The 24,895-nt window shown below is 46.9% G+C and carries 16 protein-coding genes; 4 read left to right on the plus strand and 12 right to left on the minus strand.

Annotated elements, in window-relative coordinates; genetic code table 11:
• Positions 1-44 precede the first annotated feature (44 nt).
• Positions 45-848: a DUF6443 domain-containing protein gene (locus LLH06_RS10120; RefSeq protein WP_228169169.1), complete on the minus strand. Its 804-nt coding sequence runs from the start codon at positions 846-848 to the stop codon at positions 45-47.
• Between the two features lie 23 nt (positions 849-871).
• Here LLH06_RS10120 and LLH06_RS10125 point away from each other — a divergent pair, with 23 nt between their 5' ends.
• The 3 genes from LLH06_RS10125 to LLH06_RS10135 all read left to right on the plus strand — a co-directional run bounded on the left by LLH06_RS10125 (position 872) and on the right by LLH06_RS10135 (position 1,761).
• Complete coding sequence (locus tag LLH06_RS10125; RefSeq protein ID WP_228169170.1) at positions 872-1,024, plus strand: hypothetical protein; 153 nt, start codon at positions 872-874, stop codon at positions 1,022-1,024.
• 266 nt (positions 1,025-1,290) lie between these two features.
• The gene (locus tag LLH06_RS10130; protein ID WP_228169171.1) at positions 1,291-1,539 is read left to right on the plus strand and encodes a hypothetical protein; all 249 of its coding nucleotides are present in this window, start codon (positions 1,291-1,293) and stop codon (positions 1,537-1,539) included.
• Between the two features lie 78 nt (positions 1,540-1,617).
• Positions 1,618-1,761 (plus strand): hypothetical protein, encoded by a 144-nt coding sequence (locus LLH06_RS10135; protein ID WP_228169172.1) that lies wholly within the window; start codon positions 1,618-1,620, stop codon positions 1,759-1,761.
• A gap of 1,563 nt (positions 1,762-3,324) precedes the next feature.
• On the opposite strand, the gene LLH06_RS10140 is transcribed toward LLH06_RS10135, so the two are convergent.
• From LLH06_RS10140 to LLH06_RS10170, 7 genes are all read right to left on the minus strand, one after another.
• Positions 3,325-4,806, minus strand: a complete 1,482-nt coding sequence (locus LLH06_RS10140) for a glycoside hydrolase family 32 protein (protein WP_228169173.1) — start codon at positions 4,804-4,806, stop codon at positions 3,325-3,327.
• 179 nt (positions 4,807-4,985) lie between these two features.
• Positions 4,986-6,542, minus strand: coding sequence for a glycoside hydrolase family 32 protein (locus tag LLH06_RS10145; protein ID WP_228169174.1), 1,557 nt, complete (start codon positions 6,540-6,542; stop codon positions 4,986-4,988).
• 54 nt (positions 6,543-6,596) lie between these two features.
• Positions 6,597-7,976, minus strand: coding sequence for a DUF4960 domain-containing protein (locus tag LLH06_RS10150; RefSeq protein ID WP_228169175.1), 1,380 nt, complete (start codon positions 7,974-7,976; stop codon positions 6,597-6,599).
• 18 nt (positions 7,977-7,994) lie between these two features.
• Positions 7,995-9,686, minus strand: a complete 1,692-nt coding sequence (locus LLH06_RS10155) for a RagB/SusD family nutrient uptake outer membrane protein (RefSeq protein WP_228169176.1) — start codon at positions 9,684-9,686, stop codon at positions 7,995-7,997.
• Positions 9,687-9,707: 21 nt separating this feature from the next.
• Positions 9,708-12,788 (minus strand): SusC/RagA family TonB-linked outer membrane protein, encoded by a 3,081-nt coding sequence (locus tag LLH06_RS10160; protein WP_228169177.1) that lies wholly within the window; start codon positions 12,786-12,788, stop codon positions 9,708-9,710.
• Between the two features lie 132 nt (positions 12,789-12,920).
• A complete protein-coding gene (locus LLH06_RS10165) occupies positions 12,921-13,871 on the minus strand; it encodes a carbohydrate kinase family protein (protein WP_228169178.1) in 951 nt (316 codons plus the stop codon).
• Between the two features lie 13 nt (positions 13,872-13,884).
• The gene (locus LLH06_RS10170; RefSeq protein WP_228169179.1) at positions 13,885-15,213 is read right to left on the minus strand and encodes a sugar porter family MFS transporter; all 1,329 of its coding nucleotides are present in this window, start codon (positions 15,211-15,213) and stop codon (positions 13,885-13,887) included.
• A gap of 318 nt (positions 15,214-15,531) precedes the next feature.
• On the opposite strand from LLH06_RS10170, the gene LLH06_RS10175 reads away from it, so the two are divergent.
• On the plus strand, positions 15,532-18,315 hold the full coding sequence (locus LLH06_RS10175) for a hybrid sensor histidine kinase/response regulator transcription factor (RefSeq protein ID WP_394800275.1): 2,784 nt from the start codon (positions 15,532-15,534) through the stop codon (positions 18,313-18,315).
• Positions 18,316-18,611: 296 nt separating this feature from the next.
• Here the strand turns inward: LLH06_RS10175 and LLH06_RS10180 are convergent, their stop codons facing one another.
• The 4 genes from LLH06_RS10180 to LLH06_RS10195 all read right to left on the minus strand — a co-directional run bounded on the left by LLH06_RS10180 (position 18,612) and on the right by LLH06_RS10195 (position 24,891).
• Complete coding sequence (locus LLH06_RS10180) at positions 18,612-20,432, minus strand: right-handed parallel beta-helix repeat-containing protein (protein ID WP_228169181.1); 1,821 nt, start codon at positions 20,430-20,432, stop codon at positions 18,612-18,614.
• A gap of 160 nt (positions 20,433-20,592) precedes the next feature.
• The gene (locus LLH06_RS10185) at positions 20,593-21,987 is read right to left on the minus strand and encodes a glycoside hydrolase family 28 protein (RefSeq protein ID WP_228169182.1); all 1,395 of its coding nucleotides are present in this window, start codon (positions 21,985-21,987) and stop codon (positions 20,593-20,595) included.
• Between the two features lie 31 nt (positions 21,988-22,018).
• The gene (locus tag LLH06_RS10190) at positions 22,019-22,801 is read right to left on the minus strand and encodes a rhamnogalacturonan acetylesterase (RefSeq protein WP_228169183.1); all 783 of its coding nucleotides are present in this window, start codon (positions 22,799-22,801) and stop codon (positions 22,019-22,021) included.
• 17 nt (positions 22,802-22,818) lie between these two features.
• Positions 22,819-24,891, minus strand: a complete 2,073-nt coding sequence (locus LLH06_RS10195) for a glycoside hydrolase family 97 protein (protein ID WP_228169184.1) — start codon at positions 24,889-24,891, stop codon at positions 22,819-22,821.
• Positions 24,892-24,895: the final 4 nt, after the last annotated feature.

Genomic DNA, 24,895 nt, shown 5'->3' on the forward strand with positions numbered 1-24,895 from the left:
ACCTTTTTCTCGACCAGCCGCTTCCGCCCATCATAAAGATACTGCTAACAGAAGGTTTCCTGAGTCTCCTGGTTCGGTACACTGTTGTCTGCGTTCGCTCCAGGCGGTAGCACAAAGCTCAGATTGCCCAGGTCATCGTACACATAATAAGTGCTTAAGGTCTCGATACTGCTATCCGGCTTGCGGTTGAAGTTGCGCTTAAGTACCACATGCCCCTCTTTATCTGTGTATTCATACACCTGTCCGGCCAGACCATCCGATGGTTGCCAGTTCTCATCCTTGATCACGGTCAGATACAACTCATTCGCGCTATAATTACCGGTGCTGCTTAAGTCGCGCTTGTACTCCTCCCCTGTCGTTTGCACCATTGTGGCCTCATAAAGCCTTACCGTGTGTGCGGCATCAGCATTATTGTTACTGCTATACTCTGTTCTTACCGTATGTTGCCCCGGTTGCCATGGGCCTCCGGGTGCACCTTGTTCTACCTGTCGGTTCAGCGGTGAGGGTTCGAACACGGTCGTTGCGTAAGGCGTTGGTATTCTTACCAGGCCATTGCCTAATTGGTCCCCGCTGTTCCCTGTACCACCAGGGTGATAGAAGCTTTGCTGCGCGCCCGTTAAGGCATCAGCTCTATAGCTACCTACTGCACCTGCCGCTGTCGTGTAAGGCAAGTACTTTACCGCCTCCCTACCGAACTGATCATACGCTACCGGTTGGATCACGTCCTTCGTCCCGTCGGGGTTACCTTTGACCTGTACCGTTTGTAGTGGCCTGCCCAACCCATCAAAGCTATAATATGGTGCATGGTAGGTCCGCGCTGGCTGAGGTTCTGTTGCAGGATGGCTCATCGGTATATTACAGTACGTACAACATGTTCGTGCTCAGCAAAAAGGTCAATGTCTTCCTCAACTTCTTTCAAACCCTTCCTTTCACTCAAGGGAACGTTTATAGTAAGAGCATCTATGATCTTTCAGCAGGCATCAAATTGGGGCTTATGAACAACAAAATGCAGCTGAACGCTTAGCTGAACGCTTCTGTTGATGATATCCTTAAAAGTTATGTCAGCCGTGGTGACCTATATTTTAAAGATCTTACTCAGACCTATAACAATTATTACGATCAAAGGAGATCGACCATAAGCCTGACCTATACGTTCGGAAGATCAAAGGTCACCGGAAATAAAAAGCAGGTGAACTTCAGGGAGACCCAACGAGCTAACTAGCTATTTTCACATACATGAATAGATCGTCAAGCCGATAAGTGTTTTGAATAGTTATTTCGATAGAAGCTGTGCAAGACCACGCCAAACGTTCTAAAGAATGGCGTGACCTTAAAGTCGGTGATCATTATAATGAGAACGAGGAAAGCTACCCTGATATGTTACTCTACACCTGGCGAGACCATATAAACCTCGTTGGAGCGATGTTCCTGCTTGCCCGCGATCGCACGAGCAGATTCATCCATCGTATCTTGATCACTGAGGTGCAATTGGCAAGAAAAAGCTACATGGAACTATTACTGCGTCAATTCGGAAGATAAAGAAATAAGCGACCCGGCTATTGAACGATACCTGGACGCGCTTGGCTTCAAAGCGCTCAAAACTAGGCTGAGCGGGAGATGAACGGTTTGGTGCGCAAGATCAGTGACCTTAAGGGCAGCAAAATGCGTATGCCGGAAATGGAGGCTATACTGGAAGAACTCTTTCGCACTTTCATTGGTGATGCTACCTGTTTCTGTTTCAGGAGCTTGGGAGCATTCTAACCCGGCGAGTAGATGCCTATAAACATAGCAGCCTTCTTTGTTAAAGCGGGCCAACGTTAACGGGATACTTCAGGCGTCAGGTATCTGCATTTGGTGACCCACCAGTAACATTTGTGTCTTACCGTACTAACGAGTATGTTATAAGCTAACGCATCAACGTTCAAGCACTCACAGTAAAAGATGGAAAAGGTATCTGACTTTCGCTTTGACCTTGTTCATTCTTCAAAAGATACCCCGCCAAACCGTGTTCGATAGGCGTTATACTTTTTTCCGAACTTCTCCAGGATGATCACTGAATACTGGTTCATGCCGTTCCCCTCCTTTTTTACTAGTTCAATGAGTGACTTAAATGTCATGACCGGCATTTTCTGATCTCTTTATCTTGATAGCTTCTTTCCGCAAGTTCGTCCTCCCTTCTAAAGAACATGGGATATTGACCGCGATACAAGCAAGGACACAATAATTTATAGGTCACCAATTTTTCCCCTGACACTATCTCGTAAGAGCGCGCGTCCTTTTGGATATTGCCGGTTTTAACAATAAAATACAGGGTTCCTTTTGTTAGCACTGCTTGGTCCTGTCCATAGGCCCTTCCGACGGATAGCAATAACCCAAGTAAAATAATCTTAATGGCAGTCATAAATCATGTAGCTTTTTATCACGTTCTTGCGGTCTATGCAAGTTTGATCACTCTCGTCAGCCAGGCACTTTTGAACGGTTGTGCTTTTCGAAGGCCGACCCTAGCTACGCCCCTGTAATCTTCATAGTGATGCCTGGGGCGGTCTGACGGCAGGTTGCTGGGTTACTACGAACTTTTGATACCCATGACGATACGGTTCAAACAACAGAATAACTACCTGAGCCCGTCGGCTATAAATTACTAACTACTTGATCTCCGATACTGACCTATGAGATAAATCCTGTTCTTTGCGTTTAAAGAGTTGAGGTTGATCAAATATAGCCAGATCAAAAAAAATTTACAAGACCCGGTTGACGATATATATCTAATCTTGATCGTGAGTGGTTCTTAATAGGTATGACATATCTAACTTACTCAAAACACTTAATCATAAAACAACTTGCACTGCCACCATGATAAGTTACCCCCTGATAAATTTCGACTATTTCAATCGTTGGAAGTGCACCGCACCGTATTATTACACCCCTCTAGGTGCCCGACACATTTTTTCGTGCTGCCACCAGCATATGCTAGGTGGTGCCATCAAGAACACGTAAGGGTTCATAAAATTGTCTTTTTCGTCAAACCTCTCCCCTGTTAGTACCGGGATGTCCGCGAATGATGTATTCTTTGGTAAACGCTGACGTTAGACTGATAGATGAGGTGATTTTGTAGATGTTGTGATTGGCTTGTCCTGCGTACAAGCCAATGCAGCCGTACAATATTTAGCTGTTGCTATGGCAGCCGGATTAGCTTGGGCATCTTGAGCTTCCGAAATGGCCTGTTCGTGCTTACAGGCGCAAAATATAAGCCATAGCAAGGCCGCTACGCTCGCTTTTACATGGGTTAGACCCATTATATTGGCTGTAGGTGTTAGCCTGTAGTTACCTTAAGGTTGACCTGATACCTGTAATGCTGACTTGATGCAGCTTAAGGGTGCGGTCTGACGTTATGAATAGTTGATCAAAAGGCGTTCGTGGAAAAACGATATCGGTTTGTGTGGTCAAACCCTCGTCCACGAATAGTTCAGCAGATGCGACATCTACCAGCAACTTAAGCGTTAACTGGTTATGATGGCTTATGCGAGGTGCCAGCACTTTGCGGGCAAAATTTTGATCAAAGCTTACGTTCCCGGACCTACGCCTGTCTACATAGATCTGGTTGGCTGCTTTATCAAAGCCAATTAACAACTCGTCGCCTTTGGTGTTAGCAAGCTTGATCTCAAAGCTTGCTGTGATCGTCGTATTTATGTCGAGCAGGTACTGCGAGTGCAGAGACTTTACATAAGCTGATAGATCCAGCCGTTTACGCACGAACTGTTTGTTAAGTACTTTAGTAGCCTGTGTGATCTGGCTGATCTCTTTAACAGGCGCAGAAGCCAGTGAAAGCGTTCCGTTAGCCTTCACCAATTTTAACTCCCTTGGAAATGTGTTGGCACCGCGCCAGCCATCAGTAGGTACCTTGTTGGCATAATCCCAGTTGCTCATCCACCCCATAAATATTTTGCGTTTACCGGTGTTTGAAAAGGTTACACCGGCATAGTTATCTACGCCGTAATCTATCCAGCGAGTGGCTGTGTTATCCGGGGTAAATGTTTTGCCATCAAAATTGCCGATGAAGTACTGGGTTGCCGATCCGCCATTGGGTCCGCCCGGATTGATGCTCACCAGCAATACCCATTTCTTTTGTCCGTTGTAGTCCAAGCTGAAAAGGTCCGGGCATTCCCAAACTCCGCCGTGTGCCCCTAAACCGTCACCAAACTCACTCAATCGGGTCCAATTTTTAAGATTTTTTGATCCGTAAAAAGTAACCGTTTGCTTTGTAGCCAAAGTCATCACCCATTGCTTTGAGGCCTCGTTCCAACTCACCTTGGGGTCGCGAAAGTCCCAGATACCGGGGTTTGGCAATACCGGATTACGGTCATACTTTTTCCAGTGCTTACCTTCGTCGGTACTGTAGGCAATGCCCTGGTATTGGTGCCTGCCGGTTTTAGCTTCCTCAATTTTTTGATTGTGATAAGTATAAATGGCCACCAGCGCATTTTTGCCAAAGCCCGCTGTGTTATTCACATCAACCACTGCACTACCTGAAAATATGGCACCTAAAGAATCCGGGTACAAAGCAATGGGTTGCTCCTCCCAATGCATTAAGTCTTTACTGGTAGCATGCCCCCAATGCATAGGCCCCCAAGTGGTACCACCCGGATTATACTGAAAAAAAAGGTGATAAGTGCCATTGAGATAGACCATACCATTGGGATCATTCATCCAGTGGGCCTTGGGCGAAAAATGATACTGCAGCCGGAAAGGCTCATTCACTCGTTTAGCTTGCCCAAACACCGACTCACAAAAAACCATTGAACTCATAAGTGTAATTACGCCAAACCAACGCAACCTCCTTAAACCCTTAACTGTTGACATGAATATATATATCTGTTAAAATACGTTATACGACAGGCCGCCAACCAGAACTGTAGAGAGGTACTCAGTTTCCTTTATAAGTACCTTTAAACATTACTTTAAACTGGTTTTAGCCGCCTGCCTAATTAATGTCTGATGATCTTTAGATCACTCAGGCCAACCTGCATACCGTCGGCTGTGATATTCCAGGTATTGTTTACACTGTAAATACGATTCGTCAGCGCTACTTCATCGTTAACGTACAGCACTGCTATCGATCCATCTATAACAACGCTGAACTGATAAGTTTTGCCGGCCTCAAAGGTGAAGGGCACGCGTGTAATTTCGACTCCGTTGTTATATGCCGCAATACGTTTAGCCGCTGGCTCAAATTTGACATGATAAGTACTGGTTTGATCAGCTTTGGCGTTAAAGCCCATTGTAACTGTTCCAGTCAAATTATTTAAAGTGAGGGTACCTTTTATTTTCAATGTACCATCAATAGCGGCAAAACGGGCGGCTGCCATAGTAGTAGTCCCGTTCAAGATAAGCTGTGTTCCGATCGAACTCACGGTTCCGGATTGACCTTTCAATTCGGCAGCGCCTTCTTTAGTAAAATATCCATTAACAGATGCCGGGCTTCGCACGCCCAGTTTATTATCAGTGCGTTGTACAACTTCGTGAGTGATGAGGTTACCTCCCCAAGTACGGTTTCCATTATCATTTTCCGGGTTACGACGATGCGCCCAGGCAAACAGGTAGGTGGTCGTTCCGTCAGATGCAGGCCGGCCGGCATAGAATTGATGGCCATCGAACATATCGTTGCCACCGGCGGGTTTAAGCCATGGGCCGGCTGTAGAAGTCGCTACCCGATAATGCGTGCCGGGCATATCGCTCCAGTCCTCTCCAAAAAACAAGTAGTAGCGGTTGCCTATTTTCCGAATGTCGGCACATTCAAGCATCAAATAGTCGCCTTCAACCGTTAGCGGCCCTCTGATCTGCCAGTTATCCGTTGCCGGGTCCTGCGTTCTATAGACGAGAATAACGCCTTTGCCTCCCTGCTGTGTGCTCACTAACATCCAATATTCTTTAAATTCGTCATTATAGAATACGTCAGGATCACGAAAATCGCTGGCCGAATAATCAGAGGGTGCTTTCAATACGAACGATGACCTTTTGGTCCAGGTTTTCAGATCTTTGCTGGTGGCATACATCACCGCTTCGCGGGTGTTCGCGCTCGTCCAGGCCGGATTACTGTTTTGCAGCCATCCTGAAGTACCGTTATGTCCGGTATAATAAAAGTAATAGGTGTCTCCAGCCTTTACCAAAGACCCCGTACCTACCAGTTGGTCTTGGGTGGATGCGTTGCCGTAAGGGATCACCTGGCCGTCATAGCTATAATCGACCAGGTTCTTCGTGCTAAATTTATGAATGTCATGCTGCCCTGTACTGCTTTGTTTAACTGCGTCCGGGGCATCATGCAAGAAAAACAGCTCGAACTGCCCGTTCATGTAGTAAGGCATTACATCCCCAACCCAACCAGTGCGGTTAGTACTTGCATTGCCGGAGGCAACCGTAGGTTTAGGGTAAAGCGTGAACTTTTGTTCCTCGTATGGTTGGGCGGCAACCGTGCCCGACTCCTTTTTACAGGATGTCATGGCCATGACCAGCGTTGCAGCCAGCATTAATTTTTTATAGATCATCGTTGGATGTTTTTATGGTGAGTACCGGCCGGCGTTAGCACGCCGGCCGGATGCTTATTTGGTTTTTAAATAATTAACGGCGTTTTGAGTGACCCGTTTAATGTTAGGCAAGTAGCGATTGGTGGTGCTGCCGCCATTCAGTGGCTCAGAATACCAGTCATAAGCACCGAAAGCTATGATAATAACCTTACCACTTCCGTTGACCGCAGGCCATTCGGCAATGCCGGCACGACCGTTCAACTGGTCATCCCATGCTTCTGACGCCAGATTGGTTCCGCCAGTTTGGGTACTCCAGTTAGTAGCGTTACCGTAACCGCCCCAATCATTTATGTACCACCACGCCGTATGGTTAAGCCGGAAAGTACCTTTTTCGAGTAAGTAGGCTTTACCAGGTGCGAACGTCTCTAATCCCTGAAACACCGGATGACTCTCTTTACCTTTGAAAGATATGCCCCAGTCGCTGCCGGTCTCTACAAATCCGGCCGGAGGGAAATCCCCAAATACGTTATTAGGGCCGCGACCAGCAGGTACGATACCCAATGCTTCTACATACCGGGTGGCGAAGGTAGTTAGCAACAAGCTGCCGCCGCTAGCACGATAAGTTTTTAACGCATTAATTACAGCAGCACTGGTTGCGGCCGACGGCAGATCCTGAGCCGAATCGTAAGCCCACCACATTATTTTGTAGTTGGATATCTTTTTACCTGTTTCAATGCTTTGGAAAGAAACATAATCGGCTGTCGGGTAAGTGGCAAAAAACCAATCGGCTGCAGCTTTTTCGTCGGGGTTCGTAATGGCGGCCCGCGACGAGGCTACGCCTAAAAATGCATATTCACTGACAGAATTACTGATCACATTAACGCTATACACCACCGAAGATGCACCTGCGGTCACCGTGTAGTTGACGGGCTGAGTGAAGTTTTGAGCCAACCCTGATGCGGGCGCTATCGTTACCCCACTCTGCAAAGCGATCTCCGGTGTAAGTCTAGACAGATCGGCACCATCAGGTAAGATCAGCGTAATGCTTTTACTTTCATGGTTAATGGTGCCGCTTACACCTGCTATTTTGAAACTGTTGAGTGGCGGCACTATATTAACGGTCACCTGATAATCTTTGTACACATTTCCATTCATTACCCGGAATTTGACCATGCCGGTAAAGTTCATAGGCTGGCCAGATGCAGGTGATGAAACCGCACCTGGCGGCATCTGTATCACAGGCGTTAGCGCGGCAACATTGGCACCGTAAGGTAGGTTAATCACCACCTTACCACTATTTTGGTCGATCAAGCCTTTCACGTTGTTGATACTAAAATCAGAAAGCTCAACGGCCGAATCGGTTTTAAAGTTGTCGTTGCGATCTTTTTTGCAGCTGAGGTGTAACGTCAGCATGATGCCCAGCATCAGTAGCCGGCATAGTATATTCTTCTCCATAGTTATTATTATAATTGGTTAATAGCCGGGATTTTGTACATAAAGCCCCTCGCTCCAGAATATCTGGTTTTGTGGTATAGGCAAGTACTCGTCGCGCCCTTTGGTAAAACGAGCTGTCTGGAAAATGCTTCTGGCCGGGCGCTCCACAGCAAAAAAACCATTCATCACCTGTTCTGCTATACCCCATCTTACCAGGTCAAAAAAGCGTTCGCCCTCCAGCGCCATTTCCAGCCTGCGTTCAAAACGAAGCGCTTTACGTGCGTTGTCCTGCGTCCAGTCAATATTGGTTCCTTGTATATAAGGCTGCACATTGTAACGGGAGGTAGGCTGCCCATTGGCCAGTACCAGTTTAGCCGTGCTTTTTGCAGCGCGTGCCCGAATTTCGTTGATGATCGGTAGTGCCTCCTGGTGGCGTCCTAACTCGATCAAAGCCTCGGCCTTAAACAGCATCACATCGGCCAGCCTAATGAGGATGCGGGCTTTGGTATTCCCGAAAAACGGTGCAACGTTGATGAATTCCTCCGGGGAAACGTTCTCTTTTATAGAGTTATAAGTTCCATAGATAGGAATGTTGCGACTCCAGGCTTCGGTAACTACCCGGGTCGGGTCATATTTCCACGGCACACCAGGACGCGAAACGGTGTGGTCCAACCGCGGATCTACCGTATTGTTACTAAAATCAACATTTTGGCTGCTGTAAGTATCTAAAAGCGGTACGCCTGTGGCACTGGTACGGAAGGCGTTAACCAAATTTTGCGACGGTTTTTTAAAATCACAGCATCCTATGCCTTGTGGAACGGTAAGCATGTCACCGTAGTTCACCCGGCCTCGACCTGCACCATCGTTGGTCGAGAACTGGACTGAAAGAATGGCCTCCTGTCCGTTCTCAAATGAGCCCGTTGTAAAGTTATTAGCAAAATCAGGCTGCAATTTGTAGCCCGAAGCCAGTACGGCATTGCTGGCGTCCAACACCTGTTGCAGGCGTTGCTGATCGATGCTGGTCACGCCGTGCTTATCATCCTGCTTGTAGGCCTGGAACAAACGTGTTTTTGCCAAAAATGCATAGGCTGCATATTTGTTGGCCCGCCCGATCTGCGGTTGGCTGGCCGGCAGATTCTGCGCAGCGAACTCAAAATCTGCTGCGATCTTATCCAGGATCTGATCGCGGGTGTAGCGATCGTTCGGCTCCAGCTTATATCGATCAGCAGGTAGATCTTCGTCGATATAAGGGATATTTTTAAAAAGGTTTTCCACCATCAGGTACCAGTACCCCCTTAACAGCCTCAATTCTGCCTTACGGGTGTTCAGCAGCGGAAAATCGACCGTAGTAAATTTGTTGAGCACGCGCAGTCCTTCGTTAGCACGGCGAATGCCCACATAAATATTAAACCATATACCATCGTAATTCCACTGGTCAGGACGCGAATTGGTAAAGGTTTCCATAAAATGGAAAACGTCACCATCGCTGATACCGCCGCCGCCTTTGTAGGCATCGTCGGCCCGAACGTCGCCATACTGATACATACTAAAGGCGCGATTGATCTCGTCGTTTCCTAATTGCGAGTAGGCGGCGATCACAAAGCCTTCCACCTGCTCAGGTGTTGACACCTGGTCTTCGTTCAGGGTAGCTTTAGGGTTCACATCCAGTTGCTTTTGGCAGGATGTGAGGCCAAGTATCATCAAAGCCACCTGATATACATATTTTCTCATAACGTGTTATAATGGTTGCTATTAAAATTTAAGGTTTATCCCGGCGGTCACTACTAATGGATTCGGGTATCCGTAAGCCGGAGTTTCTGGATCAAGGCCGGTAAATGATCTGGATCTATACAGAATGGCCAGGTTGTCGCCACCTATGTATGCCCTGAGCGTTTTTACCTTTATCTTAGACAGTAAGGTGTTACCAAATGTGTATCCCAACTGTGCATTACGCAGTTTTAGATAAGCGCCGTTCTCTATAAAATAAGTGGAAGGGCGCGATTCGAAATTGACATCCGTCAATGAAAGGGCGGGGATCGTAGAATTCGGATTAGTTGGCGACCAGGCATCCAGCAAGCGGGATCCTTTGTTAGAGTTGGTTTCCGTAGCGCTCCAAAAATCCGTGAACAATTTGGTTTCGTTACGTACATCAACTTTGCCAACGCCCTGCAGTAAAAAAGACAGATCAAAACCTTTGTAGTTGATCACGGCATTAAATCCATAGGTAAATTTGGGCAATGGGTTACCTATCCAGGTGCGGTCAAACTCATTGATCACTCCATCATTGTTTAGATCACGATAGCGGATGCGGCCCAAACCTTTACCATTTTGTGCCGGAGCGTTATTGACCTCGTCTGTCGTGCGGAATAGACCATCAGCCACATAGCCAAAAAACGAGCCCACCGTACGACCCAGTATATTTTGGCCACGGCCGTCGCCGCCATAAGCATTAACCACTTCAGTAGGCAAAGCTGTAATTTTACTGCGAACGATGTCCATGTTACCGGTCAGGTCGATAGACAGATCTTTGCCTATCTTGCTGCGGTGCCCTAGTGTCAACTCAAACCCGTTGTTTTGCATCGATGCACCGTTGACCCAAGTATTGCCCCCTTCGCCAAGCACACCGATATAAGGCGGCAGCAATAAAATGTCGGACGTTTTTTTGATATAATACTCCACGCTGCCGTAAAGCTTTTGATTTAGTATCGAGAAATCCAGACCGAAGTTAGACATGACGGTGGCTTCCCATTTTAGGTTAGGATTGGCATTCTGCGACAGGTAGAAGCCAGAAGGTAGTACTCCTGTCTTTTTGCCCTCGATATCGTAAGCGGTGATGTTATAGTTAGGCGAGTAGATATTGAAAATAGCATTGTTCGGGATCTCCTGGTTACCGGTCTTACCCCAGTCATAGCGTAATTTCAATTCATCAACATGAGTGGCCAGCTGTTTGAAAAAAGGCTCCTCGCTGATGCGCCATCCGGCTGAAAACGCCGGGAATATGCCGAAACGGTTGTTCTGCCCAAATCTTGAGGAACCATCATAGCGCAATACGCCCGAAAGCAGATAACGGTCTTTAAATGAGTAATTGGCTTTACCAAAGTACGAGAAGAGCGTGTTTTTGGCTCCGTAGCCGCTGTTATCCTTAGCTCCTGTTCCGGCATCTAGGTACATGTAGTCCGGATCTTCCAGGATATAACCCAGGCGCGAGGCCGAAAATGAGTTTACCTTTTCGCTGTAAAATTCGGTCCCAGCTACGGCGTTAACGCGATGATCACCTTTTACCAGGTCATAATTCAGCGTATTTGTCCAGGTCAGTTTTACGTTATGCGTTTGTACGTTCACGACCTGATTCACATCATTGATCAAGTAACCGCTCTGGTACTTTTTCTGCCAGTTTCTGGAAGTATAGTCACCATAGTCAAATCCAATGTTCGATCTGAACTGCAGGCCCTTCCATAATTTGGCCTCGGCAAAAAAGTTACCAAATACCCGAAAAAAGTCATAACTGTTTTGCCGATTATCTTCCAGCACCCTCACCGGATTTTGGCGGTCGTTCATGCCCGAAACCGGGCCACCCCACCCTTTGCCATCCACTGTATGTACCGGAATAATGGGTAGTGCTTGTATAGTAGCGTTGATAATATCAGCACTTACCTCGCGGGTTTTGTTCAGGCTCAAATTCTGGCCGAGAGTAATTACGCCATTAAATAATTTGTAATCGGAGTTTAACCGGGCCGAGATACGGTTAAAATCAGTGGTTTTGATGATGCCTTGGTTATCAAAATAGCCTAAAGACCATAAGTAATTACCATTAGCCGTACCGTTAGAAACCTGTACATCATAATTTTGCGTCACGCCCAAACGTGATACTTCGTCAAACCAATTGGTGTTGGCCGATTTTAAAGTGTGTGCGTCGTCCAGGTATTCGGCTACCGTTACGCGGTTAAGCACGGGCTGATTGGTGGTCGGGTCAACGTTCCAGTCAAACTGATAACGCAAACCATTCGTGTTCGGGTCTGCACCGCTGTTTACGTTGGCTTGCCACAACGCGCGGCCAAAGCCTTCTGCATCCAGCATTTTGATACGCCGCGCATAAGTGGACAGGGCGGTGTAAGCATTCACATTAGCCTGCATCACCCCATTTTTGCCATGTTTGGTAGTTACTATAATAACCCCGTTGGCTGCCCGCGATCCATAGATGCTTGCGGCGGCGGCACTCTTAAGCACCTGTATAGATTCGATGTCAGCCGAATTAAGTTCGCTCAGGCTCGCTTTGGTAGGTACCCCGTCAATGACATACAGCGGGTTGTTGTCGTTAAGCGTACCAATACCCCGTATACGTACTGTAACGGGCGAGCTTGGGGCACCATTACCGGTGATATACATACCTGGTACCTGACCTTGCAAAGCTTTGATAGGATTGGCAACGACCTGCTTTTTCATCTCGCTCACGTTGGCAATAGCCACTGAGCCGGTCAGATCTTTCTTGCGCTCGGTCTGGTAACCGGTAACTACCACCTCATTCAACGATCTGGCATTGGCCTCGAGTACCACGTCCATTTGCGAACGTCCCCCTAGGTTGATCTCCTGGATATTGTAGCCGATATAACTGAATACCAGTACCACGTTGTTACTGCTTGTGGTGAGCTTGTACATACCGTTCACATCAGTACTGGTGCCGCCTGTTGTGCCTTTTACAGCAATATTAACGCCCACGAGTGCTTCGCTCTTAGTATCAGTAACCTTACCGGTCACCCTTGCAACGTTTTGCGCATTAGTAGTAAGCCAAAAAAATGGCAATAGAAAGATCAGTAGAAAATTTCTCAATTTCATCTCATCATTAAATGGTTTATAAATATGGTTATTGGTTCGTTGGTTAGTGGGTGCGGAATGCTATCCTGAACCCGGTTTGCGTGGTAGCATACTTTTTCGGATCATACAATAATAAATGCGGTTTATCAAATTTTATCCGGCAGCCAGCACCCGCTGTGATGCCTGCGGCACCAGATCAACATACTTTTTTTGCCAGATGAAGCGTTCCAGATCGTGCTTAGAATAGTCGGGACAGGCCCCAGGCTGCGCAGTGATGAAAGCACCCATTGCAACTGCATAATCCAGCACTACATCAAGCGGCTCCTGAGTCAGCTTATTTGCTAGGAAAGAAGCTAGAAAAGCATCACCCGAACCAATGGTGTCGGCCACCTCGATAGCGTAGGTTGGATGATCATAGCGCAGTTCGCGGGTATAATAGGTTACCCCTTTGCTTCCTTTGGTGATCAGCACCTCGTTTATTTCGAAGAGATCAAATAGCAGATCAATGGCCTTCTGCTCGCTGTTACTTGGTGGGCACATCCACCGGGCGATCAGCATCAGTTCGGCTACGTTCAGTTTAACCATGTCGGCCTTCTCCAGCAAGGAGATGATCAGATCGTGCGAATAAAACGGCGCCCGCAGATTTACATCAAACACCCTGTATTTAGCCCGTTCAATTAAAGCGAACAGTGTTTCGCGGCTCTGCAATTCGCGAGCACTTAAGCTGCCGAAAACCAAGGCATCTGCCTTTGCTGCAACCTCAATGATCTCTGGCGTGCAAATAATATGGTCCCAAGCCACTCCATTTAATATATCATAGGTCACCTCGTGATCTTCTCCAATTCTGGCCTGTACTTCACTGGTAGGAAAATTGATGTTTTGCTGGATATGACCGGTAGAGATCTCGCGCGACCGTAAAAAATCGATCAGCATATCACCAGCCTGATCATTTCCTACACTGCTGATCAGTTCGGCCCGTATACCCATTTTATGCAAGTGATAAGCCACATTCATGGGCGCGCCGCCAGGCTTACGCTGCCCCGGCAATACATCCCATAATATTTCACCGTAACAAACTACTAAAGGGATTTTATCTTTTTTCATAAATTTTAAAGATCTAATGCATGATCAAATTATTACCGATCTGCTCTAACGATCTCCCTTTGGTTTCCGGCATCATGCGCCATACGAAAAGCAGTTGCAGCACCATCATTGTCCCGAAAAAGAAAAATGTGGTTGCACCGCCCAGCTTTTCGGCCAGATAAGGAAAGGTAAAGGCGATCAAGGCGGCCATCACCCAGTGTGTAGAACTGCCCAGCGTTTGTCCCTTAGCGCGTATCTCGTTAGGAAAGATCTCAGAAATAAATACCCAGATCACCGCCCCCTGTGAAAAAGCAAAAAATGCGATAAAAACCATTACATAAACCGGAATGGCAAACCCACTGAACTGGCCGGAGTAAAAAGTATAGCCGACCAAGAACAACGAACCGATCAAGCCTATTGAGCCGATCAGCATTAACAAACGACGACCCACCCTGTCGATCACATTAATGGCGATCAGCGTGAACACAAAGTTGATTAAACCGATACCCACCGTAGATAACAGCGATGAATGTGCACCCAAGCCAGCCATTTCGAATATGCGCGGGGCGTAATATATAATGGCATTGATACCCGACACTTGGTTAAAAAAAGCGAACAATATGGCCAGCACCACTGGGGCCTTGTATTGGCCCGAGAACAGGCTTGGGCTACGCTCATCTTTATTGCCTAGATCGGTTCGCTGAATCGAGGCCAGCTCTTGCTCACAGTTAAGTGGGTTGATAACCCGTAAAATGTCCAGTGCTAAAGCGTGGTTCCCTTTCTTGAGGATGAGCCAGCGAGGGCTTTCGGGGATAAATTTGATCAGGATGATAAATAACATTGATGGGAAGGCCTGCACACCCAACATCCAGCGCCATGCAGTTTCGCCTCCCTGCCCTATTAAGTAGTTGGAAAGGTAAGAGATCAGGATACCCAGCACTACATTAAACTGGAATAAGCCTACCAAGCGTCCACGACGGTCGGCAGGCGAAACTTCAGATATGTAAATGGGTGCTGTTACCGAGGATGTTCCAACCCCCAAACCTCCTAAAAATCTGAACGTTAGGAACACATACCAGTTGTCGGCTAGGGCAGTGCCTATAGAAGATAGCAAATAAGCCAGGGCTACAAAATATAAGGTGTTCTTACGCCCGAATTTGTCTGACGGACGCGAACCGAATAACGAACCGATAACCGTGCCTACTAACGCGATAGAAATAGTAAGGCCATGTTGAAATACTGACAGCCCCCAAAATTGTTGGATAGATCTTTCGGCCCCTGAGATCACAGCGGTATCAAAGCCAAATAAAAAGCCGCCAAGAGCCACCACCATGGACCAGGCCAAAACGGAATGTTTCCTCATAAATAAAAAGTATAATTGGTTAACTGTCCGAATGTCGGCAGGCCTGCCGTATCTGGGTGATAGTTTTCGTATCAATTTTCTTCGATATCATATTTATTCGCAAACATCTAAAATTCAATCATTTAATCACGTTTCAACCGATTTAAATTTATATTCTTCTTCAAAATCGTTCCGTCAATCTACGGATACGTACCAAAAACAGCAGCTACTTTACAGGTACTCATGGGCAGAGCTTTGTATTTAATATCTGTTTGCTTAGTTTTGAGTAACAGGACTCTGCTGCCTGCTTATAAACCAACTATATTTAAACCACCAATTATGTATTCAGGCACTTTCAGAGGGCTGAGCTTTTGCTCCGCTTTATGTTCGCTTTTATTGCTATTGCTCACAGGATGCGGCCACGGGAAAAAGGATCATGAATATAGGATCGGTTTTTCGCAATGCATCGGTTCTGATATGTGGAGACAAACCATGCTGCAGGAAATGAAGATGGAGTTGTCTCTGCATCCCGGAGCAAAGTTTATTTATAAGGATGCCGATGGCGACAACAACAGACAGATCGAGCAAGTGAACGAGATGTTGAAGGAAGGGGTAGATATTTTGATCATCTCTCCTAACGAAGCTGAGCCGCTTACGCCTGTCGTTGAAAAGGTATACAATAGTGGTATACCGGTTGTTGTGCTCGACCGTAAAACATCGACGCAACAATACACAGCCTACGTTGGAGCCGATAATTACCAAGTAGGCAAAATAGCGGGTGAATACATAGCTTCCTTATCTGACAGCCCTATTGATCTTGCAGAGATCACAGGCTTGGCAGGCTCATCTCCGGCAATGGAACGCGAGCGTGGGTTTATGGATGGTATTGCCGGGAAAGCGAACGTCAAACTGAAAGTGAAGGTACACGGCAACTGGCTGCGCAGTGTTGCCATCAGCCAGTTGGACAAAGTAAAAGATCAGCTTAAGGACGTTAATTACATTTTTGCGCACAATGATGTAATGGCAGCAGGTGCACGAGCATTTTTAAACCAGCTTGCCCCGCACAGGCCTATCAAGATCGTTGGTGTGGATGCCTTGCCCGGCCAGGGTGGCGGATTGCAAATGGTATCGGATGGTGTATTGAATGCGAGTTTGCTTTACCCTACAGGCGGCAAAGAGGCTATCGAAACTGCTTTTCATATACTTAACAATGAGCCGTTCAACAAGCTAAATATCATGCAATCCTTGGCGATCGACTCGGCCAATGTACAACTAATGAAACTGCAATGGAACCGTATCAACAGCCAGCAGCATGATATTGAGAGCCAGCGCAGCTTGCTACAGGAACAAAGAATCGTTTACAACAACCAGAAGATCATAATGAATATTATAGTGATCACGCTGGTGCTGGCCATCGTTTTTGGAGGGCTAGCCTTTTTCTCGCTTATTGAAAACCGTAAGGCCAATCGCAGCCTTGAGGCTAAAAATCAAGAGATACTGGCCCAACGTAACCAGTTGGTAGAAATGTCGGCCAAAGCCGATGCAGCGAACGAGGCTAAGTTCAATTTTTTCACCAACATTTCTCATGAGTTCCGTACGCCTTTAACTTTGATCCTTTCGCCGCTCGACGAAATGTTAAAAGATGATGGAAAACATGGATCAGAAAACAGATCGCTGAAGGTCATACAGCAAAATGCCTTCAGGCTACTTGGCCTGGTAAATCAGTTACTTGATTACCGTAAATTGGAATACGATAACCAAAAGGTTAAGGTCTCCGAAAACGACATAGTAGGCTTTGCACGGAAAATTACCGACAGTTTCAGGCATCATGCACAAAAACTTAACGTCAATATGATCGTGACCAACGAAGCTAAAGTGATCAAAAGCTGGTTTGATCCACTGATGCTGGATAAGGTATTTTTTAACCTCATTGCCAATGCACTCAAATTCAGTAACCAAAAGGGGACCGTAAGAATCAATATACGCAAGGATCAGGACAAAGCCGTTCTGATAGAAGTGCAGGATAATGGCTTAGGCATGAGCAGGGAAGATGCCGAGCAGGTGTTTGACCAGTTTTACCAGGCCGACCATGCGCCTATTTTAGGTTCAGGTATAGGATTAACCCTAACCAAACAGATCGTTACCCTTCATCATGGAACGATCGAGGTAAAAAGTGAGAAGTGGAGGGGCAGCACCTTCACAGTATCGCTACCGTTGGGTCATGCCCATTTTTCGGATAGCCAATTGCTACACCAAACCCCTGTTTTACCGGATGTAGCAGAAAGATCAAGAACATATACGGCAGATCTGGATCAGCTTCCCGACGTTGCTAAAGGGGATGTACTAAGCAAGCCCAAGGAATACTCTGTACTCATTGTCGAAGATAACCCCGATCTGTTACACTATCTGGAAGAGAAACTGAGTGAACATTTTGAAATTTATAAAGCGGCGAACGGCATATCGGCTCTGCAATCGGCTATCGAGCGGGTACCCGACCTGATCATTTCTGACGTGGTTTTACCGGAATTATCAGGCAAGGGGCTTTGTGAAAGATTAAAATCAGACTTCCGCACGTCACATATTCCTGTCATTTTGCTTACCGCACAGAACAGCTTAGAACAACAAATTTCGGGCATACATGCGATGGCAGATGCATATCTTACCAAGCCATTTGATATCGGTTATTTGCTGGCCACCATGCAAGGTTTAATTAAGAACCGGATGAAACTGAAAGAGCGTTTTACAAGTGATAATGAATCAAGCGAAAAGGCACCTATTGCCAAAACGCTTGACCATAAATTTGTTAACGATTTTTTAGGCATTGTTGAACAAAATCTAGGCAACGAAAACTTTGACGTCGAAGAGATATGTAGCTTGCTCAGCATTTCGCGGGTGCAACTTTACCGAAAGGTTAAAGCGCTTCTAGGCTGTAGCGTGGCGGATTATATCCTTAACCGTAGACTCAAACGAGCTAAATACTTACTGACCAATAGCAACAAATCAATAGCCGAGATCACTTACGAGATCGGCTTTTCTAATCCTAATTATTTTTCTACAGTGTTTAAATCTAAATATAACAGCACTCCATCAGAGTTTAGGAGGCAGCATCTGATCTCGTCGTAAGTATTAGACTGGCTATGAAATGCTTAAGCAGTTGCCAAATAGTACATGGATCTTTGCTTTTTTTACACCTTGACCGGCAGATGTTAGCATTAATAACTAGTTATCAGTTGCATCTATTCAAGATATCTTTCTTTTCAAGATGAAGTTATTCAACAACCGATAGTCTATACATTGGTACCTCAACAAAGCTAGCCTGTAGGATTTGGCGTGGCATCTGACCTTCAATAAAGGATCAACGGCACTACTGGTCAAGCCAGAATATTTATAGCAAATTAGTTTCAACTGGACGCCCATTATCATCGGCTAACATTCAGGTTCAACTTAAATAGCCCATCAGATATGGTCACATCTAAATTTTGCATGTGAGTTATCGCCACGTCTCGAGTGGTGTACTTCTCATCGATCTTGTTGCCCATTATTTCCACCTCGCGGCAACCATCCAATAGCAATGCTGATCGTTGCCAAGTGTACGGTCGATATTTATCGGTCTTGCTGATGCGGTTGTTATCAAAACGCAGTCCTCGTACAGAGACCGCTCTCACTAATGGCGCATCAAATACTTTGAATTGATTGTTAACGATGTGGATGTTTTGATGATAGGGTTCGCTCTTATCATTTTGCGGTTGGTGCGATGGGGTGATACTGATCACAGCCTCCCCCCACTCGCCACGGTTCCCATGCTTATTGCCCGAGGTAAGGCAGTTGTCAAATAGGTTATTCCTGATCTGGACGTTAGTTGTCGCTCCTGATTCGAACCAAAAGCTAAGATCTCCCTCAATAAGTATGGCCGTGCCAGCGGTACGGAAATAATTGTTCTCGATCACTACACGTTTTGGGGTGGTCACCAATATCCCCCGGGCGCGGTTCCTTTTCAAGATCTTACAATTTCGAAGTTCCAGCCCAGCGGTCCAGGTCTTATTTTCCATAAAATCGCCGCCGCTGATGTTGGTGGGTACAGAAGTCGTGAACGTGAGCACACTGCCATCTTTGTCCTTTTTGATCGAACCGACCACATGAGGCACACTCCGCTGTGCAGTAGCCTTATTGATGAACCAGACGCTGTCGCCCGCGGTGGTCAAACGGGAATCTTTAAGCAACATGGTATTCTGATCAATGACCTTAAGGATAGCCATATTGCGCCCGTGAAGGTTGATAAAATCATCACCTTGGCCGGTATGCGCACAGTTATCGACCTTGATCACGCCTTTACAATTCACAAAGTTGGTGGCATCGGCAGTACAACTGAACACCCTGCCCTTCTGATCGTTCACACATATGGAGGCGTTCTTCATGGTCAAGTTCTCAGTACGCTCGGCCCTGATGCCGAAACCCAGCGCATAATAGATCTTCATATCCTGTAAGAGTACGTTCTTGCTGTTTTTGATGTATATGCCTACCGTACCATAACGAATATGGTATAAGGCCACATAAGTGCCCACTTCCGGCTTAAAGTTGGTTTTGCCATGGAACCTCACCATTCCTCCCGGCAATTGCTCAGCCTTGCTTTGAAAGATATCGCCCAGCGGAGCATCCCAAGTGTTATATACCACTTCTTTGGTCACTTTGTCATACAGCGTTCCGTACATTTTCGATACCGGGTATTTCCAGCCTTCGCCCGTAAATTTGATCGTATCGCTTTCTATTTGGTAGGGATAGGCGCTCCGGTCTATCTTAACATCGATACAAGTATCAGTAACGGCGGCTATCTGGCCCTGCGACGTGAACGGGCGATCCCAATCCACCGAAAAATTGCGCAACGTGACGTTATTACTCGAATCAACATTGGCGATCTGCATGTTACCATGGAAGATGAATTCTGAGTCACCGCCATCTATCGTGGTACCGTTTTGCTTGAACAGGTTCATGCCAATGGTGGAAGAACTGCCCTGTCCCTCACGAGGATAAAGATCATAACGTCCTTTAGGGAACTGGATGGTCACGTTGGTCTTCCCACGGCAATAACTTAATGCACGGCTCAGTGCGGGTGTAGCATCCGTGTACGTATTAGGGTTAGCGCCAAAGGCCGTGATACTGATCGTCTCCTGCGCGAAAACGCTATTCAACAGGCATAGCAGCAGCATGACCATGCCCATTATTTTAAGTGTATAGTTCGCCATGTGATGAATGTTTAAATAAATCTATTTGCTATGCCCCGATACTGAGCGAACCGACCAGCACCACCTGGAGTGGTCTTAAGGGTGTCCAAAAGAACATCGAGACCCCTCACAAATAAGCCGACCGTTCTTATCCAGAAATTTGCTACAATAACCTGCATTTTTATGGATTTATGGAACAATTGACCGCGTTGGCCTTGTACACTGATCTGTCGGTAATGTAATTACCATCAACCTTGATATTGGTCGCCTTGAGTTGCTTTACATCATCGAGATATAAGGCTGGGCGAACGTCCGGGTTAGCCAACCTGACCTGGAAATTATCGATATGGATGTTGCTGGCATGGCGTATAAATAGCCCTGATGCGGGCAAGGTCCAGCCGAACATGCGGTTCTCCGGGTATTCCTGGTCCTTCTCAGGCACTTTGCGGTCAGCGTCCTGGCGGGTACCGCCACCAACACTGTTGACCATAATATCCCGTAAGGTCACGTTCTGCACATCGAAACCTTCCACCCCAGCGATCATGCTCGACATGCGGCTATGGCAGGTGGCAGTAATGTTAGAGATGATGACGTTCCTGAAGCTGCCGGTAGGATTTTTACGACTACCCAACCGCATCAGTATAGGCGTTTGCACACCTGTCATGGTGATGTTGGATATGGTCACCTGGTCCAAAGCGCCGCCATCTACGACCTCAAGGGCGATGCCGGATATTCCGGTAATTTCCTGGTCAATGAAGTGATCAGCTTTTTCGGCCCATTTATGAAATGGTGATTCTGTTGCTCGGCGTAAAGTGCAATTACTGATCGAGATATTTTTGAAGCCACCGATCGAACCGGTGCCCATTTTGATCAGGTTACAATTAGATGCAGCGATACAGTTAGTGATGGATATATTCTCGGTGACTCGTTTGCTGGGGTCCTCGTTTTTCAGGCAAATGGCATCATCACCCGAGTCGATGTTACAACCTGTGATAATGATGTCCTTACCATCTATATCGATACCATCGTTGTTAAAGTTAGCATGCGAGTAGATGGACACGCCTCTCACCATCACATGCTCGCTACCGAACAGGCGCAACGTCCAAGCGGCTGAATGCAACAGATGAACATCCTCTACCAATACATTTTTGCAATTCTTGAAATACAGGATGTACGGGCGACCAGCGGCTTCCTCCCCGATGGGGAACTTGCCACCGTTACCGAAAAGCGTCCCCTGACCGGTCACCGATACGTTCTGTACCTCGTCCGCAAATACCAAACTCGGGTATTTGGCCCCATTGGCAATAGCGCTGATCTTGGCTCCGGCATAAAGGTGGAGGTTCACGTTATTGCGCAGTGAGAGTCCTCTTGATAAGAACTCGCCGCCGGGCACTATTACTTTGCCGCCACCTTTAGTGCTGCATTCATCGATCGCTTTTTGTATGGACGCAGTATTATCTGTCCGGCCATCGGCCTTGGCGCCATAGTCGGTGATCAAAAGATCTTTAGCTGACGCGGTAAATGCTGCCACCGTAAGCGCTACCATAGCCGCCAAGCGTTTTACATTTATTTTCATGTGAGATGTTTAAAATACCTATGGACAAATGTTATTTAAGATACTCCCTGATCTTTAGCCCGCTATTATTCCTAATGTAGTCGATCACGACCGATGCTCCTGCCATTGCTCCTTCGGTAGTGGGATGTACACGATCGGCGATGAAATATTTGTTGGAGGCGTCCTGGCCTTCTTTCTCATACCTGTCGGCTAGTATATTATTCAGGTCCAGGAACAATGCCTTTTTGCTATCAGCTATTTCCTTGCTCCATTTGCCGTAAGTGTCGCTAACCCTGCCCATCTTGCCATCTTTCCAAACGTTCTTGGGCACAGGCGAACACACCACTTCTGTAGCACCTTTACTTTTGGCTTCATCCACCATGCGGCTCAGGTACCAACCATACGTGTGCACCACTTCAGGTGATCGGGTAAAGTGGTTATGCACCGTGATCGAATCATTGCCTATCCCTCTCAAGCTGCCTCTTGCCCGCAGCGTATCATTTACAGGGCTATCATCGTTATGGCCGAACTGAATAAACACCACATCGCCACGTTTTAGTTGCGCTACCAAAGGTTTCCACATGCCTTTTTTGGCTACAATAGGGTCGTGAAATACACCTGTATAAAAAGTACGGCTACTGGTACCTGATACGGCCCTGTTTTGAATGCTTACCTTGGTGGTATCAAAATATTGGGCAATGAACTTGCCCCATCCGCCTGCCACGGTAGAATCGCCTACCAGGTAAACGGTGGGCTTATCGGCCTTGATGAACGAAAAAAGGATAAAACACAGGCCTGCCAACAGCAAGCTTAGAGATAATTGGTTCTTTTTCATATTATGGAATAAAATGATCATTTAACTATAGCATTTAAACGCGCGGCCCAACCGCCGCCCGGTGCCAGGCTTACCTTGATCTTGCTGCCTGGGTTTATAGTGATGGTCTGTTTTTTATAGTCGGTAGCGTCACGGTCGGCATTGATACCGTCTTGCATGATCACTGCGGTGAAAGCTGATCTGCCTAACGGCGAGAGGTCCACCTCGATATCACGTGCCGTCCAATTATTGAGCGCCGCAACGAACCAGGTGCTACCCTTACGGCGTGCCACCACAGTGTACTCGCCTACCTTGCCGCCAAGCGGTATGGTCTCATCAAAAACCGTTGGAACGGCGGCGATAAAGTCGGTCGACTCCTGTTCTTTCATGTAAACCGTCGGATTGTCAGACATCATATTAAGCGGGGCCTCGTAAGTGATGTATAGCGCGATCTGGTGGCAGCGGGTACCTTGGCTCATCGGCATGCTGTACGACGTAAAGTATTGCTTTTTGGTAGCGTTACGCATGGCGCCAGGTGTATGATCCAGCGGACCTGCCAGCATCCTGATATATGGCACCAAGGTCTCGTAGCCCGGAAAGTCCACTTCCTTACGTAGTGCTTTAAAGCTTTCGATTCCGAACACACCTTCGAAATTAAGCACATTGGGATAAGTACGGTTCAAGCCGGTGGGTTTATACGCTCCATGAAAATCGACCAGTAATTGATGCTCAGCGGCCTTTTTGGCGGCACGATAATAGAAGCCCACCATCTTTTGATCATCCCTGTTGATAAAGTCTATCTTAAAACCTTTGATACCCATTTTGGCATAGTGACCATAAGCCTCATCCATTTTCTCGTTCACGGTGTACATGCCCGTCCATAGCCAAACGCCTACATTCTTGCTTCGTCCGTAGTCAATGATCTCTTGCAGGTTCAGGTCGGGGATCACTTTCATAATGTCCGCTTTCTCTGACCATCCCTCATCAAGCATAATGTATTCTAATTTATTAGCAGCGGCAAAATCAATGTAGTACTTATAAGTAGTGGTATTGATACCGGCCCTGAAATCCACCTTCGAGATATTCCAATCGTTCCACCAATCCCAGGCCACCTTGCCGGGTTTTATCCAGCCTATGTTGGATACACGTGACGGTGAGGCCAACTCATACACCAGATCATTGTTCAACAGGTCCTTGTCTTGCGCGCTTACGGCGATGACACGCCACGGCAAGTTTCGCTTGCCGCTGATCTTGGCGATAAATCGCTCCCGGCTTGTGATCACCGACTGTACATTGTTATATCCGCCGCGCTTCTCTGTTTGAGGGTATGGAGCCATTTCAGAGGTAAGCGAGTTAGGTGTTTCGCTTCTTTTAAGGTACATGCCCGGATATTCCTCCAGATCGGCTTCAGTGATCACCGCTTTTTTGCCATCAGCCAGTTCGACCAATAAGGGTAAAAAGGCCAGCGAATCCTTCTTCATTGAACTTAATGCCACGCGGGTATAGGTATTTTCGAACGAGGTTTGGTACTTATCACCAGCACTACGTTTAGGATCGATGAAAGGGATGATTGCCTGGGGATCATCCGCGAATACGTACGATGACCGTTCAGACAACACCGTCACCAGGCCTTTTTGATCAAGCACGAAGCGGTAGGCAACACCCTGATCATAAGCCCTGAATTGCACCTGGTAGCCGCCTTTGCAGTCGAGTACCAATTCCTGATGGTGATCGTTCACAATTCTTTTTTTGTAGAGCTTGGTATCGATCACCTTGTTCACATCGGTCTTTGTAGCGCGTGACACTTTTACCCGGCTACCCAAAAGCTGACCTTGCAGTTGCAGATCAATGGCCGAAGGTTCAATGACCGTGGTGCCATCATGTTTGACCGACCAAAGCAATCGCTCACCGGCATCGATCTTGACAGATAGCTTGTGATCAGGTGAAGTTATTTCATAATGCTTGTCGCCTTGTGCCTGTGCACGGTAGCTCAACGTAAGCAATGCGATAATGGTGAAAAGCTTGATCTGATGCATCACACGCTTGCGGTCGGTAGGTGCCGAAAGCTGTAGTATACGCCTGGATATTGTATGATAAGTAGTTCGTTTCATGGTA

The organism is Mucilaginibacter daejeonensis (genome assembly GCF_020783335.1).
GTDB classification, from domain to species: Bacteria; Bacteroidota; Bacteroidia; order Sphingobacteriales; family Sphingobacteriaceae; genus Mucilaginibacter; species Mucilaginibacter daejeonensis.

Bases quoted from the DNA above. Each gene is read 5' to 3' on its own strand.
- LLH06_RS10185 (WP_228169182.1), bottom strand. From the start codon at position 21,987: ATGAAAATAAATGTAAAACGCTTGGCGGCTATGGTAGCGCTTACGGTG.
- LLH06_RS10195 (WP_228169184.1), bottom strand. From the start codon at position 24,891: ATGAAACGAACTACTTATCATACAATATCCAGGCGTATACTACAGCTT.
- LLH06_RS10145 (WP_228169174.1), bottom strand. From the start codon at position 6,542: ATGATCTATAAAAAATTAATGCTGGCTGCAACGCTGGTCATGGCCATG.
- LLH06_RS10170 (WP_228169179.1), bottom strand. From the start codon at position 15,213: ATGAGGAAACATTCCGTTTTGGCCTGGTCCATGGTGGTGGCTCTTGGC.
- LLH06_RS10160 (WP_228169177.1), bottom strand. From the start codon at position 12,788: ATGAAATTGAGAAATTTTCTACTGATCTTTCTATTGCCATTTTTTTGG.
- LLH06_RS10175 (WP_394800275.1), top strand. From the start codon at position 15,532: ATGTATTCAGGCACTTTCAGAGGGCTGAGCTTTTGCTCCGCTTTATGT.
- LLH06_RS10135 (WP_228169172.1), top strand. From the start codon at position 1,618: ATGAACGGTTTGGTGCGCAAGATCAGTGACCTTAAGGGCAGCAAAATG.
- LLH06_RS10165 (WP_228169178.1), bottom strand. From the start codon at position 13,871: ATGAAAAAAGATAAAATCCCTTTAGTAGTTTGTTACGGTGAAATATTA.
- LLH06_RS10140 (WP_228169173.1), bottom strand. From the start codon at position 4,806: ATGAGTTCAATGGTTTTTTGTGAGTCGGTGTTTGGGCAAGCTAAACGA.
- LLH06_RS10125 (WP_228169170.1), top strand. From the start codon at position 872: ATGTTCGTGCTCAGCAAAAAGGTCAATGTCTTCCTCAACTTCTTTCAA.
- LLH06_RS10180 (WP_228169181.1), bottom strand. From the start codon at position 20,432: ATGGCGAACTATACACTTAAAATAATGGGCATGGTCATGCTGCTGCTA.
- LLH06_RS10155 (WP_228169176.1), bottom strand. From the start codon at position 9,686: ATGAGAAAATATGTATATCAGGTGGCTTTGATGATACTTGGCCTCACA.
- LLH06_RS10190 (WP_228169183.1), bottom strand. From the start codon at position 22,801: ATGAAAAAGAACCAATTATCTCTAAGCTTGCTGTTGGCAGGCCTGTGT.
- LLH06_RS10150 (WP_228169175.1), bottom strand. From the start codon at position 7,976: ATGGAGAAGAATATACTATGCCGGCTACTGATGCTGGGCATCATGCTG.
- LLH06_RS10120 (WP_228169169.1), bottom strand. From the start codon at position 848: ATGAGCCATCCTGCAACAGAACCTCAGCCAGCGCGGACCTACCATGCA.